The following is a 15,570-nucleotide window of genomic DNA, read 5'->3' on the forward strand; positions in this document are numbered from 1 at the left end:
TCGTGTCACTGTCCACCGAAGGTCCCGGGGCGGTCCGGGTCGCCCCCGGGACGCACCGTCTCAACGCAGACCGCGGCCCCGAGGAGCGGCTGCGGCTGGTCGTGGTCAACACCGGGGACCGCCCCGTCCAGATCGGGTCGCACCTGCACCTGCCGGACGCCAACGCGGCGCTGGAGTTCGACCGGGCGGCCGCGCACGGCTTCCGCCTCGACATCGCCTCGGGCACCTCCCGGCGCTTCGAGCCCGGCGCCTCCCGCGAGGTCGACCTGGTGGCGCTGCGCGGAGCCCGCGTGGTGCCCGGGATCCAGCGGGGCAAGGCGGCCGGTGGGCTCGATGCTTGAGATCCCCCGCGCGGAGTACGCCGCGCTCTACGGCCCCACGGTGGGCGACCAGGTCCGCCTGGGCGACACCGACCTGTGGATCGAGGTGGAGCGTGACCTCACCTTCGGCGGCGAGGAGGCGGTCTTCGGCGGCGGCAAGTCGATCCGGGAGTCCATGGCGCAGTCGACGCGCTCGCGTGCCGAGGGCGCCCTGGACACCGTGATCACCAACGCTGTGGTGCTCGACCACTGGGGAGTGGTCCGCGCCGACGTCGGCATCCGCGACGGCCGGATCGTCGCGCTGGGACGGGCCGGCAACCCCGACATCGCCGACGGGGTCCATCCCCAGCTGGTCATCGGTCCCTCGACGGACGTGATCTCCGGAGAGGGCCGGATCCTGACCGCGGGCGCCATCGACGTCCACGTCCACTTCCTCTCCACCTCCCAGGTCCACGAGGCGCTCGCCACGGGCACGACCACGCTCGGCGGCGGCGGCACCGGGCCCTCCGAGGGCTCGCGGGCCACCACCGTGACCCCGGGGGCCTGGCACCTGCAGACCGTGCACCGCGCCCTGGACCGGCTGCCGGTCAACGTGCTGCTCATGGCCAAGGGCAACACGGTGAGCGCCGAGGGGCTGCGCGAGCAGGCGCTGGCCGGAGCGGCGGCGTACAAGGTGCACGAGGACTGGGGCTCGACCCCGGCCGCCATCGACGCTGCCCTGCGCGCCGCTGACGAGTACGGCGTCCAGGTCGCGTTGCACTCGGACAGCCTCAACGAGGCCGGCTTCCTGGAGTCCACGATCGCCGCGATCGCCGGTCGCTCGATCCACGCCTTCCACGCCGAGGGCGCGGGCGGTGGGCACGCCCCGGACATCATGAAGGTCGCCTCCCTGGGCCACGTGATCCCCGGCTCGACCAACCCCACGCTCCCGCACACCGTCAACACCGTGGCCGAGCACCTCGACATGCTGATGGTCTGCCACCACCTCGACCCGCGGGTGCCCGAGGACCTGGCCTTTGCGGAGTCCCGGATCCGCGCGACCACGATCGCCGCCGAGGACGTGCTGCACGACCTCGGAGCGATGTCCATCACCTCCTCCGACGCCCAGGCCATGGGTCGCATCGGCGAGGTCGTGTGCCGCACCTGGCAGGTGGCGCACGTGATGAAGCACCGCCGCGGCTCACTGGGGACCTCCCTGCCGGCCGACAACGAGCGCGCCCGCCGGTACGTCGCCAAGTACACGATCAACCCGGCGATCGCCCACGGCATCGCCGACCACGTCGGGTCGGTGGAGGCCGGCAAGATGGCGGACCTGGTGCTGTGGGACCCCCGGTTCTTCGGGATCCGCCCCGAGCTGGTCCTCAAGGGCGGTGCCCTGGTGCTGGGCGCGCTGGGCGACCCCAACGCCTCGATCCCCACCCCGCAGCTGGTGCTGATGCGGCCCGCCCTGGTCGACGGCGACGCCTCGGACCATGCCGTCACCTTCGTCTCTCCCGCCGCGCTTGCCGACGGCCTGGGTGAGCGGCTCGGGCTGCGCCGCGGCCTGGTGGCGGTGGCCCCGACCCGGGAGGTCGGCAAGGCCGACATGGTCAACAACGACGCCTGCCCGCGGATCGACATCGACCCGGAGACGTTCGCGATCGACGTCGACGGCGAACGGGTGGAGCCCGCCCCGGCCCAGGTGCTGCCCCTGGCCCAGCTCTACTCGATGTTCTGATGCCGCCGGTGCAGAGCCTCTCCTCCAGCGCGGTCTCGCTGCTGCTCTCCGACGCCCGCCTCCCGGTGGGCGGGCACACCCAGTCCGGTGGCCTGGAGCCGGCGCTGCTGGCCGGGCTGAGCTCCGAGGGCATCGTCGGCTACTGCCGGACGCGGCTGGCGACCGTCGTACGGACCGAGGCGGCGACCGCGGTCGTGGCTCGGCACGTCACCCTGGGGCACGGCGACCTCGGCCTGGTGCATGCCCACTGGGCGGCCCGCACGCCCAGCGCGGCCCAGCGGGAGACCTCCGCCGAGCTGGGTCGGGGCCTGCTCCGGCTGGCCCGTCGGCTCTGGCTCACCGGGGCCGACCTGGCAGCGCTGGGGGCGCTGCCGAGTCCCGCCCGGCCGCTGGTGCTCGGCGCGGTCGCGGCCCGGACCGGCCTCGACGCCCACCACCTCGCCCAGGTCGTCGCCTACGACGACGTGCAGACCGTCGTGGCGGCCGGGCTCAAGCTCGCGCCCGGCGACCCGGTGGTCGCCACCGGCTGGGTCTGGGAGCAGCTCGGCGAGATCGACCGGCTGGCGACCCAGGTGGCCGGGGCCCGAACGCCCGGCGACATCCCGTCGCTGGCCGCACCGCAGATCGAGGAGTGGGCACAGGCCCACGCCCACACCACGAGGAGGCTGTTCCGTGCCTGAGACCGTCAGAAGCACCCTGCGACTGGGAGTCTGCGGACCCGTCGGCACCGGGAAGAGCTCACTGATCGCCACGCTGTGCCGAGAGCTCGCCGCGACCCACCAGCTCGGGGTGATCACCAACGACATCTACACCGACGAGGACGCCCGCTTCCTGCGCTCCGCCGGGGTGCTGCCCGCCGAGCGGATCGTCGGCGTGGAGACGGGAGCCTGCCCGCACACCGCCATCCGGGACGACGTCACCGCCAACCTCACGGCGGTGGAGGACCTCGAGGAGCGCTTCTTCCCGCTCGACCTCGTGCTGGTGGAGTCCGGCGGGGACAACCTGACCGCGACGTTCTCCCCCGCACTGGTCGACGTCCAGATCTTCGTCCTCGACGTCGCCGGCGGCGGCGACGTGGCCCGCAAGGGCGGGCCGGGGATCGAGCGTGCCGACCTGCTGGTGGTCAACAAGACCGACCTGGCGCCCCATGTCGGCGTGGACGTGGCGCAGATGGTCGCCGACGCCACCCGCGCCCGGGACGGGCGGCCCGTGGTCGCCCTGTCCCGCCACGACGCGGCCTCCGTGGAGGCGCTGGTCTCGTGGGTGAAGGCCCAGCTGGCCGAGCTCCGGCGCGGACGCCTGGTCCCCACGGACCCGGGACCGATGCCCGCCCACGACCACCCGCACCCCGCGGACCACCCGGTGTCGGCTCATGCCCACAGCCACCCGTGACGTGACGGTCGGGGCGCTCACCACCGGGATCTCGGTGGCGCGCACGGCCTCCGGCCCGGTGGCGGTGGGGCTGCGTCACGGGGGGCTCCGGGGCCAGCTCCTGGGCCGGGACCGCACGGGTGCCCGGGTCGCCCTGCTGGCTGCTCAGGCGCTGTTGCTGGGCGGGGACCAGGTCCGGCTCGACGTACGGGTGGGCGCCGGGTGCCGGCTGGAGATCACCGAGCCCGCGGGCACGGTCGCCTACGCCACGGACGAGGCGGCCGCGGGCTGGCACACCACGATCGACGTCGAGCCCGGTGGCCTCCTGGTGTGGCACACCGCGCCGTTCGTCGTCTCCGAGCAGGCACGGGTGCACCGCAGCACCACGGTGCTCCTCGCGCCGGACGCCGGGTGCCTGCTCCGGGAGACCCTGGTGCTGGGCCGCAGCGGGGAGGGACCCGGACGGCTCACCACCACGACGTACGCCGCACGGCACGGGTCGCCGGTCCTGGTGGAGACCCTGGACCTGGGACCGGTGTCGCAGGTGCCCGGGATGCTGGGCGCGAACCGGGTGCTCGACCAGGTCACCGATCTCCGTCCCGGACGGGTCAGCGACGACCCAGCGGCGTTCAACCTCGCGGCCGGCGGCGTGGTGCACCGACGGCTCGCCCCAGCGGCCCACCTGGCCTCCCTCGAGTCCACCTGGCAGGAGCTCGTGCGCTCCAGCGCCGCCGCGGACTGAGTCTGGCAGGATCCTCGTCGTGACCGAACCCGCGCCGCGCCTGATGCTCCTGGACACCGCCAGCCTCTACTTCCGGGCGTTTTTCGGGGTCCCGGAGATCAAGGCGCCCGACGGCACCAACGTCAACGCGGTGCGCGGCCTGCTTGAGTTCATCGCCCGGTTGGTCACCGACTACCGCCCCACGCACCTGGTCTGCTGCTGGGACAACGACTGGCGTCCGCAGTGGCGGGTGGACCTGCTGCCCACCTACAAGGCCCACCGGGTGGTGGCCGAGCGCCCCGGGGAGTCCCCGGACGTGGAGGAGGTGCCCGACCCGCTGGAGGCACAGATCCCGATCATCCTCGAGGTGCTCCGGGCGCTGGGCATCAGCGTCGTGGGGGCGGACCAGCACGAGGCCGACGACGTGATCGGGACGCTCGCGACCGACGCCGGGATGCCGGTGGAGATCGTCACCGGTGACCGCGACCTGTTCCAGCTCGTCGACGACGAGGCGCAGGTCCGGGTGCTGTACACCGCTCGGGGGGTGAGCAAGCACGAGCGGGTCACCGGTGAGGTGGTGCGTGCCAAGTACGACGTCGAGGCCCACCAGTACGCCGACTTCGCGACGCTGCGCGGGGACGCCTCGGACGGCCTGCCCGGAGTCCCCGGGGTCGGGGACAAGACGGCGGCCACCCTGTTGGGCCGCTTCGGCGACGTGCCCGGCATCCTGGCTGCCGCGGAGGATCCCGACTCGGATCTGGCACCAGGGCCGCGGCGCAAGATCAAGGACGCCGCCGACTACCTCGCGGTCGCTCCCACGGTGGTCGCCGTGGTGCGCGACCTCGACCTGGGACCGGTCGACGCGCTGCTCCCCCGCACCCCCCGCGACCCCGACGCCGTCGTCGAGCTGAGCGGACGCTGGAACCTCGAGGGGCCGCTGACCCGGGTGGTCACGGCACTGACCGGTCCCGAGGACTCCTGACGGGCCGGCGCCGCGGCACCGGCTTGCCCCTGGTGCCTAGGTTGGTGACATGAGCCATATCGCTGTCGTCGGGGGCCACGGAAACGTGGCCCGTCACCTGCACCCGATTCTCGTCGCCGCCGGGCACACGCCCGTGGCCCTGGTCCGCAAGGACAGCTATCGGGCCGAGCTGGAGGCGCTGGGCGCCGAGGTGCGCCTGCTGGACATCGAGGCGGACGACGCCGCGGGGTTCGCCACGGCGTTCGAGGGCTGCGACGCGGTGGTCTTCGCGGCCGGTGGCGGGGCGGACGGCAACGTGGAGCGCAAGCGGACCGTCGACCTCGAGGGCTCCCTGAAGTCCATCGAGGGCGCACGGCAGGCCGGGATCACCCGGTTCGTCCAGCTCTCCGCGATCGGCGTGGACGACGCCCTCCCCGACGACACCGCCGAGGTGTGGAAGGCCTACGTGGAGGCCAAGCGGGACGCCGACGTGGCGCTGCGCGACAGCGGGCTGGACTGGACGATCATCCGCCCGGGCGCCCTCACCGACGACGATGCCCTGGGCCGCGTCCAGCTGGCCGAGCACGTCACGCGGGGCAGCATCCCCCGAGCCGACGTCGCTGCCGTGCTGGCGGCGGTGCTGGACTCCGAAGCGGCCGTGGGCCGACAGTGGGAGCTCGTCTCGGGCGACACCCCGGTGGACGACGCGGTGGCGCTGGCCGTCACCGGCTGAGGCCTGCGCGGCCCGCGCGGCCTGGGGCGGCGCCGGACCGCTGTACGCCCGCCCCACCCGCGCACATGCACCCGCGGGGCGGGACGGACCTAGGCCGAGAAGGCGGAGTACGCCACCACGCCGCGCCGCAGCCGCTTGACCGACTCGCGCGCGACCCGGCGCAACGAGGTGTCACCCGCGGCGTCGGCGACCTGACCGGTGAGGTCGAGCAGCTGCTTCATCCAGCGCACGAAGTCTCCTGCCGCCAGGTCGACGGCGCCGAGCACGTCGTCGAGGTCGTCGCCCTCCGCCCAGCGGTACGCCGCCCAGGCGAACCCCAGGTCGGGCTCGCGGAGGAAGTCCAGCCGGTGTTCCTTCTCCAGGGCCTCGAGCTCGGCCCACAGCCGGACCATCTCCGCGATGGTCTCGCTGACCGCGCCGCCCGGCACACGCGGGGCGGAGGCGTCGTCGGCCCGGCGCGCCTCGTAGACGAGCACCGAGAGCACGGCGGCGAGCTCGGAGGCGTCGAGGCCGTCCCACAGCCCGTGGCGCAGGGACTCCGCAGCGACCAGGTCCATGTCGGTGTAGACCCGACGCAGCCGGGACCCGCGCTCGGTGACCTTGTCGTCGGCCAGGTAGTCCAGGGCGGTGAGCACGTCGCAGACCCGGTCGAAGGTCCGCGCCACGGTGTTGGTGCGCTGCTCGACCCGCCGCTTGAGGGTGGCGGAGTCCCGGTCCAGCTTGAACCACCGCTCGGCCCACCGGGAGTGGTCCTCGCGCTCGGGGCACTGGTGACAGGGGTGCTGCTTGAGCTGGCGGCGCAGATCCTCGATCTCGCGCTCGACGGGGCTGTCGGGCACCGGGCCGCCGCGGCCGCCGCCGTGACGTGGCGGCGGAGTCAGGTCGTGGGTGCGGGCGCGCAGCGTGGCGACCAGGTCCTTGCGCATCTGCGGGTTGCGACCGTTGAAGGACTTGGGGATCCGGATCCGGGTGAGGGCCTGCACCGGGGTGGGGAAGTCCATGATGGCCAGTCGCCGGGCCTGCCGGTCCTGGGTCACCACGTAGGGACGCGGCTCGGTGGGGCTGGCCAGACCCGGGTCGATGACGACGGCGAACCCGGAGAACTTCCCCGCCGGCACCTGGATCACGTCGCCGGGCCTGAGCTGCTGCAGCGAGGCGAGCGCCTCCTCGCGACGGTCGGCCTTGCGCGCCCGGGCGGCGCCCTTCTCGAGCTCGGAGATGCGCCGTCGCAGGTCGGCGTACTCCATGAAGTCACCCACGTGGCAGGTGGCCGCCTCGCGGTAGCCCTCGAGGGCCTCCTGGGCCTTGTGCAGCTGCTTGGCCAGCCCGACGACCGCCTTGTCGGCCTGGAACTGGGCGAACGACATCTCCAGCAGCTCACGCGACCGGGCCCGGCCGAACTGGGCGACCAGGTTGACCGCCATGTTGTAGGAGGGGCGGAACGACGAGCGCAGCGGATAGGTGCGGGTGGAGGCCAGGCCGGCCAGCTCGCGCGGGTCCATGCCGGGCTGCCACAGCACGACGCCGTGCCCCTCGACATCGAGCCCGCGACGCCCCGCGCGTCCGGTGAGCTGGGTGTACTCCCCGGGCGTGATGTCCGCGTGCGTCTCGCCGTTCCACTTCGACAGCTTCTCGATCACCACCGTGCGAGCGGGCATGTTGATGCCCAGTGCCAGGGTCTCGGTGGCGAAGACCACCTTGCACAACCCCCGGGTGAAGAGGTCCTCCACGCACTGCTTGAACGTGGGCAGCATGCCGGCGTGGTGGGCCGCGACGCCGCGCGTCAGGCCGTCCAGGAACTCGTGGTAGCCCAGGACGTGCCGGTCGTCCTCGGGCAGGTGCCGGCAGCGCTCCTCGACGAAGGCCGCGATCTCGTCGCGCTCCGCAGGAGAGGTCAGCCGCACGCCCGCGGACAGGCACTGGGTGACCGCGGCGTCGCACCCGACCCGGCTGAAGATGAAGACGATGGCCGGCAGCAGGCCCTGCTTGTCGAGCTGTTCGATGACGTCGACCCGGCTGGGGATCCAGACCCGGCGGCCGTTGCCCACGTCCCGTGGGCCCTTGGTGGCCCCCGAGCGACCCTTGCGTGGCGCCCGGCGGTCGCGCATCAGCCGGGAGCTGGCCCAGTCGTCGCGGGAGACGCGCAGCAGCTCGCCGTTGACCGGCGCTCCCTCCTTGACGAAGCCGGCGCTGGCGTCGACGTCGGACTTGGCGAACAGGTCGAGGATGCGCCGACCGACCATCACGTGCTGGAACAGCGGCACCGGCCGCCGCTCCTCCACGATCGTGGTGGTGTCGCCGCGCACCGTGGCGAGCCACTCACCGAACTCCTCGGCGTTGGAGACGGTCGCGGAGAGCGAGACCACCGACACCGACTCGGGCAGGTGGATGATCACCTCCTCCCAGACCGCGCCACGGGCGCGGTCCGCCAGGTAGTGCACCTCGTCCATCACCACGAAACCCAGCCCCAGCAGGGTGCGGGAGCCGGCGTAGAGCATGTTGCGCAGCACCTCGGTGGTCATCACCACCACCGGCGCCTCGCCGTTGATCGTGTGGTCCCCGGTGAGCAGGCCGACCTGCTCGCTGCCGTAGCGCTCCACCAGGTCGTGGTACTTCTGGTTGGACAGCGCCTTGATCGGGGTGGTGTAGAAGCACTTGCGCCCGGTCGCCAGCGCCAGGTGCACCGCAAACTCCCCCACCACCGTCTTGCCCGACCCCGTCGGCGCGGCGACCAGCACGCCTCGGCCGTCCTCGATCTCGCGGCAGGCTCGGATCTGGAAGTCGTCGAGCCCGAAGGAGTACTGCCCTGCGAAGTCGACCAGGACCGGGTGCTGTTGATCCCGGCGGAACGCGGCGTAGGCCTCGGACGGAGAGCTCATACCCAGACCTTAAGCGCACCCCCCACACACTCGACGCTCAGCGGCAGGGCACCGAAGCGCTCGCCGTCGGCGTAGGCGACGATCCCGGCCGCGGCGACTGTCACCTTGCGCACCCGGTGGTGCTCGTACTTCGGGTGGGTGACGTGGGTGCCCGCGAAGAGCTTGGGGTAGGTACGGACCAGGCCGGTCCGGGACATCGGCTTGATGATCACCACGTCCAGCAGCCCGTCGTCCAGCAGCGCCCCCTCGGTGATCCGCAGTCCCCCGCCGAAGGAGGGGCCGTTGCCCACCGCCACCAGCATCGCCTCCACCCGGCGTACCTCGCCGTCGAGGTCCAGGGTGTAGTGCAGCGGCTGGAAGGTGCGCAGCTCCGCCAAGGTCGCCAGCTGGTAGCGCATCTGGCCCCGGGGCCAGCGCATCTGGTTGGCGCGCTCGTTGACGACCGCGTCGAAGCCCGCCGCCAGGACGGTCACGAACCAGCGGTCGCCCGACCTGGCCAGGTCGATGGTCCGGGTCCGGTGGGCGATGATCCGGTCCACGGCCGCCATCGGGTCCTGCCGTGGCAGGTCGAAGTAGCGCGCCACGTCGTTGCCGGTGCCGCACGGCACCATCCCGATGGGTACGTCGGTCCCGGCGACGGCCTGGAGCCCGAGGTGGAACATCCCGTCCCCGCCGATCACCACCACCCCGTCGGCCCCCTGGCCGACGGCGTGCCGGGTCAGGCTCAGGGTCTCCTCCCCGTCGCCGCCCATCAGGTCGCGCACCACCAGGCCGCTGTCGCGCAGTCGCCGCGCCACGGCTGCTCGGAGGCCGGGGCCGAGACCCTTGCCCGCGGCCGGGCTGGTGACGAGCGCGATCTCGCGCGGGCTGCTGCTCACGCCGGAGACCCTAACGGCTGCCGGACGGCCTTCGAGGTGCCTCAGCACCTATTCGCAGGTGGGCGGCGTACCGCTCCGGCGAGGCACCGACGGCGCGTGCCAGCCGGCTCAGTGCCTCGAGCACCTGATCGGCGGCGAACCCGGTCCCCGGTACGGCGAGGGTCAGTCGTCCCTGACGTTCGGCCAGCAGCAGCTGTCCGTGCTGCCACGCCTGGTGGCAGCGGGTGCGGACCAGGTCGGTGACGACCGGTTCCGGGTAGGCCTCGTCGACGGCGAGCAGGTCGCACGGCAGGTCCGGATGCCCCTCGCCGGTCAGCGTGCCGGCCACGTGGTACCCGGTGCGCAGACCGGCCACGGCGGTCCACGTCACCCCCTCCGTGCCGAGCCACTCGGGCAGGTCGAAGGGGTCCACGTCGTCCAGCGGTACAGGCTCCACGCCTCCACCCTGTCAGAGGGGGGACGGCTGGTCGTCCGCCCACCCCGGGGCGACAGCACGGCGGCGTGCCCGGACCCGGTCCACCACACGTGCGGCGATCTCGGCCAGCAGGAACAGCACCAGCATCGGGATGGCCAGCATGAGCATGGAGAACGGGTCGGTCGAGGGCGTCGCCACGGCGGCGAAGACGAAGGTCCCGATGATGATCCAGGGGCGGTAACGACCCAGCGCTGCGCCGCTCACCACCCCTGCGAGGTTGAGCATGATCACGAACAGCGGGATCTCGAAGGCGATCCCGAAGACCAGCAGCATCCGGGTGAAGAAGGAGAAGTAGTCACCGAACTCGACGAGGTTCTCCAGGCTCTCCTGGGTGAAGCCGATCAGCACCTCCAGCCCCTTGGGCAGCACGTAGTACCCCACGGCCACGCCGGCCAGGAAGAGAGGGCCGGCGACGGCGGCGAAGATCCGCGACCACTTGCGCTCGTTGCGGTGCAGCCCGGGAACCACGAAGCCCCAGATCTGGGAGAGCCAGTAGGGGCTGGCGATCACGATGGCCGCCACGCCGCAGAGCTTGAGCTGCATCAGCAGGGGCCCCGTCGCGCCCTGGACGTAGGCCTTGGTCTCCACGCTCTGGCCCAGCTGCTCGCGGGCGTCGTTGTAGGGCTCGAGCACCAGGGCGAACAGCTGGTCGTAGAAGAACAGCGCGCCGACGAAGACCACCAGCAGCACCAGCACCGAGCGCACCAGTCGGGCGCGCAGCTCTCGTACGTGGTCCGACAGCGGCATCCTGCCGTCGGGTCCGACCGGGTGCTGAGGGGTCCCCCGCAGCACCGCGATGATGCCCCGGATCACCGCGCGGTCAGGCGGGGTTGTCGTCGCGGTACGGCGGCTGAGTGGGGTCGTCCTGGCGCCGCCGGGCCTCGAGCTCGAGCTGTTCGGGAGTCTTGGCCTCGTCATCGTCGAGGAGCCCCTTGGTCTCTGCCTTGAAGATGCGCAGCGCGCGGCCACTCCCCCGGGCCAGCTCGGGGAGCTTGGAGGCACCGAAGAGCAGCACCAGGACAGCCAGGATGATGAGCAGCTCGGTCGTGCCCAGACCGGCGATCAGCGGCGGCAGAGTCATGTCAGTCCTCGGGTGGTCGTTGAGAGTGCAATCCTACGCCGGTGGCGCCGGAGTACAGCGCCAAGGCGTCCCTGGCGGCCACCGCACACGCCGAGACCACGTCGTCGGGCCCCAGCACGTCGGCGTTGGGGCCAGGCGCAGCACCAGCCGGCGCAGCCACCGCACGTCTGCCACGAGCAGGTCGACCTCGAGCAGACCGTCCCCCACGTGCCGGACGTCGGCCACCGGGTAGTACTCCGGGACCCAGTGGGCCCCGGGGCGGAGCCGCAGGGTGACCAGGCGGCCGTCGGCGGGACCACGGAACAGGGACTCGGACAGGTCGTGCGGCGCCGCAGGGTGAGCCTGGGCCGGGGCGTCGAGCACCGTGATGTCGTGGATCCGGTCCAGCCGGAAGACGCGGGTGCCCTCGGCGGAGTGGCACCAGCCTGCGAGGTAGTCGAAGCCGTTGGCGGAGAAGACCTGGATCGGGTCGACCACCCGGTCCGAGGCCTCGTCGCGCGTCGGGACCCAGTAGTTCAGGCACACCTGACGGCCCCGCGCCAGGGCCGACTCCAGGGCGCTGCGCACGTCCGCCACGCCCCCGTCGCTGGGATCGATCTCGACCTGCTGGTGGGCACTGCCCTCGGCCGCCGCCTGCTCGAGCTTGCGCAGGGTCCGGTCGACGACTTCCTGGGTGTCGGCCGGTGCGCTGTCACGCACCGCACGTAGGGCGACGATGAGAGCGGTCGCCTCCGTGGGCGTCAGCCGCAGGGGACGAGAGAGGTAGTCGGCGTTGGAGATCCGGATGACCCCGTCGGCGTCCTCCCCCTCCAGGGAGTCGAGGTCGACGTCGATCAGGTCGTCCGGGTAGCCGCCGGGCAACCCGCACATCAGGAGGACCTTCAGGTCCTTCACGACCTGCTGGCTCGAGACGCCCATCGCCGCCGCGGCGTCGTCCAGACGCACCGAGCCGCGCGCGTGCAGGAACGGGACGAGGGTCAGCAGGCGGGCGACCTGCTCGCGTGCTCCGGTCCCGGTGGTACTCATCCAGCACCGCCGGCGACCAGGGCGGTGAGCCGGTCGCGCACCTCGTGGCGCAGGGAATCAGGAGCCTCGACGCAGGCGTCGGCGCCTTGTGCCAGCACCTCGTCGGCCAGCACCCCGGCGTTGCCGAGGACCTGCACCCGGTCCCAGGGGGTCAACGCATCAGGTCCGGGGACTCCTTCAACGGTGGAGACGGCCATCCGGCGCAGCCCGTGGCCGGTCCCGGCACGCAGCAGCACGGTGGCGACCTCCGCCTGAGGCGGCGGTGCCAGGCGGGTGGCGATGCCGCGGATGTCGGTGCCCTCAGGGATCTCGTAGGCGCCGGGCTGACCCACCAGCCGCGCCGCGCCCACGATGCGGGAGAGCCGGAAGACCCGCTCGGCCCCGCGGTCGGTGTCCAGTCCCACGGCGTACCACCGCCCGGAGTAGCGCACCACGCCCCAGGGCTGGAGGTGGCGGGTGGTCGGCTCCTCCGACCCCGGACGCCGGTAGGAGAACACCACGGCCCGACGTTCCTGGGTGGCCTGCCAGAACACGTCGAAGGCAGGCTCGTCGACGCTGATGTGGGGCTCGACGATGTCCAGGGCGGCGACGTCGACGGGCACCTTGGCCGCAGCCAGCTTGCGCAGCGCCTCGGTGGTCGCCTCGGCCAGGGTGGCGTGCTGCCACACCTTCCCCGCCAGCCCCACGACCGCCGCCTCGTCGGCCGACAGGCTGATCTCGGGGAGGGCGAACTCGTCCATCCGGATCCGGTAGCCCACCTCGTCGTCGAAGTAGCTGTCCAGGGTCCCCACCTCAACCGGGACTCCGAGGCTGCGCAGCTCCTCCTTGTCCCGGTCGAACATCCGCTCGAAGGCGTCCTCGCTCTGGCCCGGGTAGAGGATCTCCCGGATCCGGGCCTTGGAGACGAAGCGCCGCTGGACGAGCAGCATGATGAGCAGGTTGAGCAGACGCTCGCTCCTGCGGTTCGTCATCATCGCCTCCGGCGGGTGGTCGGGGTGCTGCTGCGGCTCAGGCGGCCGCGAGGATGTCGACGACGAAGAACAGCGTGTCGGTGCCCTTGATGCCAGCGTCCGGCTGCCCCTTCTTGCCGTAGCCCAGGGCGGGCGGGACCGCCACGACCACGCGCGACCCGACGGTCTGGCCGACGAGCGCCTGGTCCCAGCCCGGCACGACCTGCCCGACCCCGATCGGGAAGCTGGCGGGCATCCCGGCGCTGTAGGACTCGTCGAAGGGGGCCTTGCCGTTGTAGACCTGGCCGAGGTAGTTGACGTAGATCGTCTGGCTCTTCTTCACCACCGGGCCGTCACCCTTGATCAGCTTGGTGACCCACAGCTTGCCGTTGGGCTTCGGGGTCCCGGCGAAGTCGAAGCCGGTCACCTTGCCGTCCTCCTCGAGGACCTCGGGCGTCCACTTGGCCGGCGTCTTCTCCTCGCCCTGGGGCTCGGTGGCGACCGTGTCCACCAGCTCGAGGACGAAGAGCACGCTGTCGCCGTTGCCGATACCCAGCTGGGGGTTGCCCTGCTCGCCGAAGGCGTCCTTGGCCGGCGCCGCGACGGCCACGACCGAACCGATCTTCTGACCCTCGAGCCCGGCCTGGAGACCCTTGCCGAGGTCGTCGGAGAGATTCAGGATCTGCGGGGCGGTGCCCTGGTAGCTGTTGTAGGCCTCCGCCTGGGTGAAGCCGTTGCCCATCCAGATGTGGGTCAGCACGTTGTCGCCGGACGCGGTCTCGTCACCGTCGCCCTCGACCAGCACCTCGGTCTCCACTTTGCTGGGGTCGAGCTTGCCGTCCCAGGTGACCTCCGGGGCCTTGCCCGCGGTCGCCTTGATGTCGACGGACTCGATCGCCGAGCCGCCGGAGTCGTCACCGGAGTCGTCGCCACAGGCGACGAGGGACAACATGCTGAGGGTCAGGACGGAGGCTGCTAAGGCACGACGGGGCACAGGTGAACAACTTTCACATAGTCAGGACTTCGGAGGAGCGCCGCCCACCCTAGCCCGGCGGCAAAGGGCTCCTGACAAGGACTCACATGCCATCGATGAGCCGCTGCACACGCTCGTCGTGGGCCCGGAACGGGTCCTTGCACAGCACGGTGCGCTGGGCCTGGTCGTTGAGCTTGAGGTGCACCCAGTCGACGGTGAAGTCACGGCGTCGCTCCTGGGCCTTGCGGATGAACTCCCCGCGCAGCCGGGCCCGGGTGTTCTGCGGCGGGACCGACTTGGCCTCGAAGATCTTCAGGTCGTTGGTCACCCGGGCCACTGCGCCGCGCTTCTCCAGGAGGTAGTAGAGGCCCCGGTCGCGGTGGATGTCGTGGTAGGCCAGATCGATCTGCGCCACCCGCGGGTGACCCAGCGCGAGGTCGTTCTTGGCGCGGTAGCGCTCGATCAGCTTCCACTTGATCACCCAGTCGAGCTCGCGGTCGACCAGTCCCAGGTCCTCGGACTCCACGGCCTTCAGGCCGCGCTCCCACAGGTCCAGCGCCTGCTCGACCAACGGTGTGGAGATGCCGCGCCGGTCGACGAAGTCCCGAGCCTTGCCGAGGTACTCGCCCTGGATCTCCAGGGCACTGGCCTCGCGCCCGTTGGCCAGGCGGACCTTGCGCTGCCCCGTCATGTCGTGGGAGATCTCACGGATCGCCCGGATCGGGTTCTCCATCGAGAGGTCGCGCATCACCACGCCCTCCTCGATCATCCGCAGCACCAGGTCGCAGGAGGCCACCTTGAGCATGGTGGTCGTCTCGCTCATGTTGGAGTCACCGACGATGACGTGCAGCCGCCGGTACTTCTCGGCGTCCGCGTGCGGCTCGTCGCGGGTGTTGATGATCGGTCGGCTCCGCGTGGTGGCGCTGGAGACTCCCTCCCAGATGTGCTCGGCACGTTGGGAGAGCGAGTACGTGGCTCCCCGCGGGGTCTGGGTGACCTTGCCCGCCCCCACCAGCACCTGCCGGGTGACCAGGAACGGGATCAGCACGTCGGCCAGACGGCTGAACTCACCGGCTCGGCTGACCAGGTAGTTCTCGTGGCAGCCGTAGGAGTTGCCGGCTGAGTCGGTGTTGTTCTTGAACAGGTAGATGTCGCCCGAGATGCCCTCGTCGTGCAGCCGCTGCTCGGCATCGAGGAGGAGGCCCTCGAGCACCCGCTCCCCCGCCTTGTCGTGGGTGACCAGCTCGACGATGTCGTCGCACTCCGGTGTGGCGTACTCCGGGTGGCTGCCGACGTCGAGGTACAGCCGGGCCCCGTTGCGCAGGAAGACGTTGCTGCTGCGACCCCACGAGACGACCTTGCGGAAGAGGTAGCGGGCAACCTCGTCGGGGCTCAGCCGACGCTGTCCGTTGAACGTGCAGGTGACTCCGTACTCGTTCTCGATCCCGAAGATCCGACGGTCCATTCCTCCACACTAGGGGCAGC

16 protein-coding genes are annotated in these 15,570 nt (G+C 71.7%); 7 read left to right on the top strand and 9 right to left on the bottom strand.

Annotated elements, in window-relative coordinates; genetic code table 11:
• Window positions 1-2 precede the first annotated feature (2 nt).
• From ureB to C0R66_RS09295, 7 genes are read left to right on the top strand one after another with little or no spacing between them, the layout of a single operon-like run.
• Window positions 3-341 (top strand): urease subunit beta, encoded by a 339-nt coding sequence (gene ureB / locus C0R66_RS09265; RefSeq protein ID WP_240181760.1) that lies wholly within the window; start codon window positions 3-5, stop codon window positions 339-341.
• The gene (locus C0R66_RS09270) at window positions 334-2,037 is read left to right on the top strand and encodes an urease subunit alpha (protein ID WP_101526157.1); all 1,704 of its coding nucleotides are present in this window, start codon (window positions 334-336) and stop codon (window positions 2,035-2,037) included. The genes ureB and C0R66_RS09270 overlap by 8 nt, the downstream gene beginning before the upstream one ends.
• Complete coding sequence (locus C0R66_RS09275) at window positions 2,037-2,717, top strand: urease accessory protein UreF (protein WP_101524453.1); 681 nt, start codon at window positions 2,037-2,039, stop codon at window positions 2,715-2,717. The genes C0R66_RS09270 and C0R66_RS09275 overlap by 1 nt, the downstream gene beginning before the upstream one ends.
• Window positions 2,710-3,429 (top strand): urease accessory protein UreG, encoded by a 720-nt coding sequence (gene ureG / locus C0R66_RS09280; RefSeq protein ID WP_101524454.1) that lies wholly within the window; start codon window positions 2,710-2,712, stop codon window positions 3,427-3,429. The genes C0R66_RS09275 and ureG overlap by 8 nt, the downstream gene beginning before the upstream one ends.
• Window positions 3,410-4,150 carry an urease accessory protein UreD gene (locus C0R66_RS09285; protein ID WP_101524455.1) on the top strand — a complete coding sequence of 247 codons (741 nt, stop codon included), beginning with the start codon at window positions 3,410-3,412 and terminating at the stop codon, window positions 4,148-4,150. The genes ureG and C0R66_RS09285 overlap by 20 nt, the downstream gene beginning before the upstream one ends.
• A 19-nt stretch (window positions 4,151-4,169) precedes the next feature.
• Entirely contained in the window at window positions 4,170-5,111 is a 942-nt protein-coding gene (locus C0R66_RS09290; RefSeq protein ID WP_420818784.1) for a 5'-3' exonuclease, read from the top strand.
• A gap of 49 nt (window positions 5,112-5,160) precedes the next feature.
• Window positions 5,161-5,823: an SDR family oxidoreductase gene (locus C0R66_RS09295; RefSeq protein WP_101524456.1), complete on the top strand. Its 663-nt coding sequence runs from the start codon at window positions 5,161-5,163 to the stop codon at window positions 5,821-5,823.
• 89 nt (window positions 5,824-5,912) lie between these two features.
• Here C0R66_RS09295 and C0R66_RS09300 read toward each other — a convergent pair whose 3' ends face one another.
• The 9 genes from C0R66_RS09300 to pafA all read right to left on the bottom strand — a co-directional run bounded on the left by C0R66_RS09300 (window position 5,913) and on the right by pafA (window position 15,550).
• Window positions 5,913-8,702 carry a DEAD/DEAH box helicase gene (locus C0R66_RS09300; protein ID WP_101524457.1) on the bottom strand — a complete coding sequence of 930 codons (2,790 nt, stop codon included), beginning with the start codon at window positions 8,700-8,702 and terminating at the stop codon, window positions 5,913-5,915.
• Complete coding sequence (locus C0R66_RS09305) at window positions 8,699-9,580, bottom strand: diacylglycerol/lipid kinase family protein (protein ID WP_101524458.1); 882 nt, start codon at window positions 9,578-9,580, stop codon at window positions 8,699-8,701. The genes C0R66_RS09300 and C0R66_RS09305 overlap by 4 nt, the downstream gene beginning before the upstream one ends.
• 10 nt (window positions 9,581-9,590) lie before the next feature.
• The gene (locus tag C0R66_RS09310; RefSeq protein ID WP_101524459.1) at window positions 9,591-10,016 is read right to left on the bottom strand and encodes a hypothetical protein; all 426 of its coding nucleotides are present in this window, start codon (window positions 10,014-10,016) and stop codon (window positions 9,591-9,593) included.
• Window positions 10,017-10,028: 12 nt separating this feature from the next.
• A complete protein-coding gene (gene tatC / locus C0R66_RS09315) occupies window positions 10,029-10,868 on the bottom strand; it encodes a twin-arginine translocase subunit TatC (RefSeq protein ID WP_241901402.1) in 840 nt (279 codons plus the stop codon).
• Between the two features lie 7 nt (window positions 10,869-10,875).
• Complete coding sequence (gene tatA, locus C0R66_RS19960; RefSeq protein WP_101524460.1) at window positions 10,876-11,136, bottom strand: twin-arginine translocase TatA/TatE family subunit; 261 nt, start codon at window positions 11,134-11,136, stop codon at window positions 10,876-10,878.
• A 33-nt stretch (window positions 11,137-11,169) separates the two neighbouring features.
• Window positions 11,170-12,162: a helix-turn-helix transcriptional regulator gene (locus tag C0R66_RS09325; protein ID WP_241901403.1), complete on the bottom strand. Its 993-nt coding sequence runs from the start codon at window positions 12,160-12,162 to the stop codon at window positions 11,170-11,172.
• Complete coding sequence (locus C0R66_RS09330) at window positions 12,159-13,133, bottom strand: helix-turn-helix transcriptional regulator (RefSeq protein ID WP_101524461.1); 975 nt, start codon at window positions 13,131-13,133, stop codon at window positions 12,159-12,161. Before C0R66_RS09330 ends, C0R66_RS09325 begins: the two co-directional genes overlap by 4 nt.
• Window positions 13,134-13,170: 37 nt before the next feature.
• Window positions 13,171-14,064 (bottom strand): FKBP-type peptidyl-prolyl cis-trans isomerase, encoded by an 894-nt coding sequence (locus C0R66_RS09335; protein WP_101524462.1) that lies wholly within the window; start codon window positions 14,062-14,064, stop codon window positions 13,171-13,173.
• 124 nt (window positions 14,065-14,188) lie between these two features.
• Window positions 14,189-15,550: a Pup--protein ligase gene (gene pafA / locus C0R66_RS09340; RefSeq protein ID WP_101524463.1), complete on the bottom strand. Its 1,362-nt coding sequence runs from the start codon at window positions 15,548-15,550 to the stop codon at window positions 14,189-14,191.
• Window positions 15,551-15,570 lie beyond the last annotated feature (20 nt).

This window comes from Nocardioides houyundeii, from assembly GCF_002865585.1.
Classification (GTDB): Bacteria; Actinomycetota; Actinomycetes; order Propionibacteriales; family Nocardioidaceae; genus Nocardioides; species Nocardioides houyundeii.

Coding starts and splice junctions, on each gene's coding strand:
- C0R66_RS09285 (WP_101524455.1), top strand. CDS start 3,410: ATGCCCACAGCCACCCGTGACGTGACGGTCGGGGCGCTCACCACCGGG.
- C0R66_RS09325 (WP_241901403.1), bottom strand. CDS start 12,162: ATGAGTACCACCGGGACCGGAGCACGCGAGCAGGTCGCCCGCCTGCTG.
- C0R66_RS09335 (WP_101524462.1), bottom strand. CDS start 14,064: ATGTTGTCCCTCGTCGCCTGTGGCGACGACTCCGGTGACGACTCCGGC.
- C0R66_RS09275 (WP_101524453.1), top strand. CDS start 2,037: ATGCCGCCGGTGCAGAGCCTCTCCTCCAGCGCGGTCTCGCTGCTGCTC.
- C0R66_RS09330 (WP_101524461.1), bottom strand. CDS start 13,133: ATGACGAACCGCAGGAGCGAGCGTCTGCTCAACCTGCTCATCATGCTG.
- C0R66_RS09300 (WP_101524457.1), bottom strand. CDS start 8,702: ATGAGCTCTCCGTCCGAGGCCTACGCCGCGTTCCGCCGGGATCAACAG.
- pafA (WP_101524463.1), bottom strand. CDS start 15,550: ATGGACCGTCGGATCTTCGGGATCGAGAACGAGTACGGAGTCACCTGC.
- C0R66_RS09295 (WP_101524456.1), top strand. CDS start 5,161: ATGAGCCATATCGCTGTCGTCGGGGGCCACGGAAACGTGGCCCGTCAC.
- tatA (WP_101524460.1), bottom strand. CDS start 11,136: ATGACTCTGCCGCCGCTGATCGCCGGTCTGGGCACGACCGAGCTGCTC.
- C0R66_RS09270 (WP_101526157.1), top strand. CDS start 334: ATGCTTGAGATCCCCCGCGCGGAGTACGCCGCGCTCTACGGCCCCACG.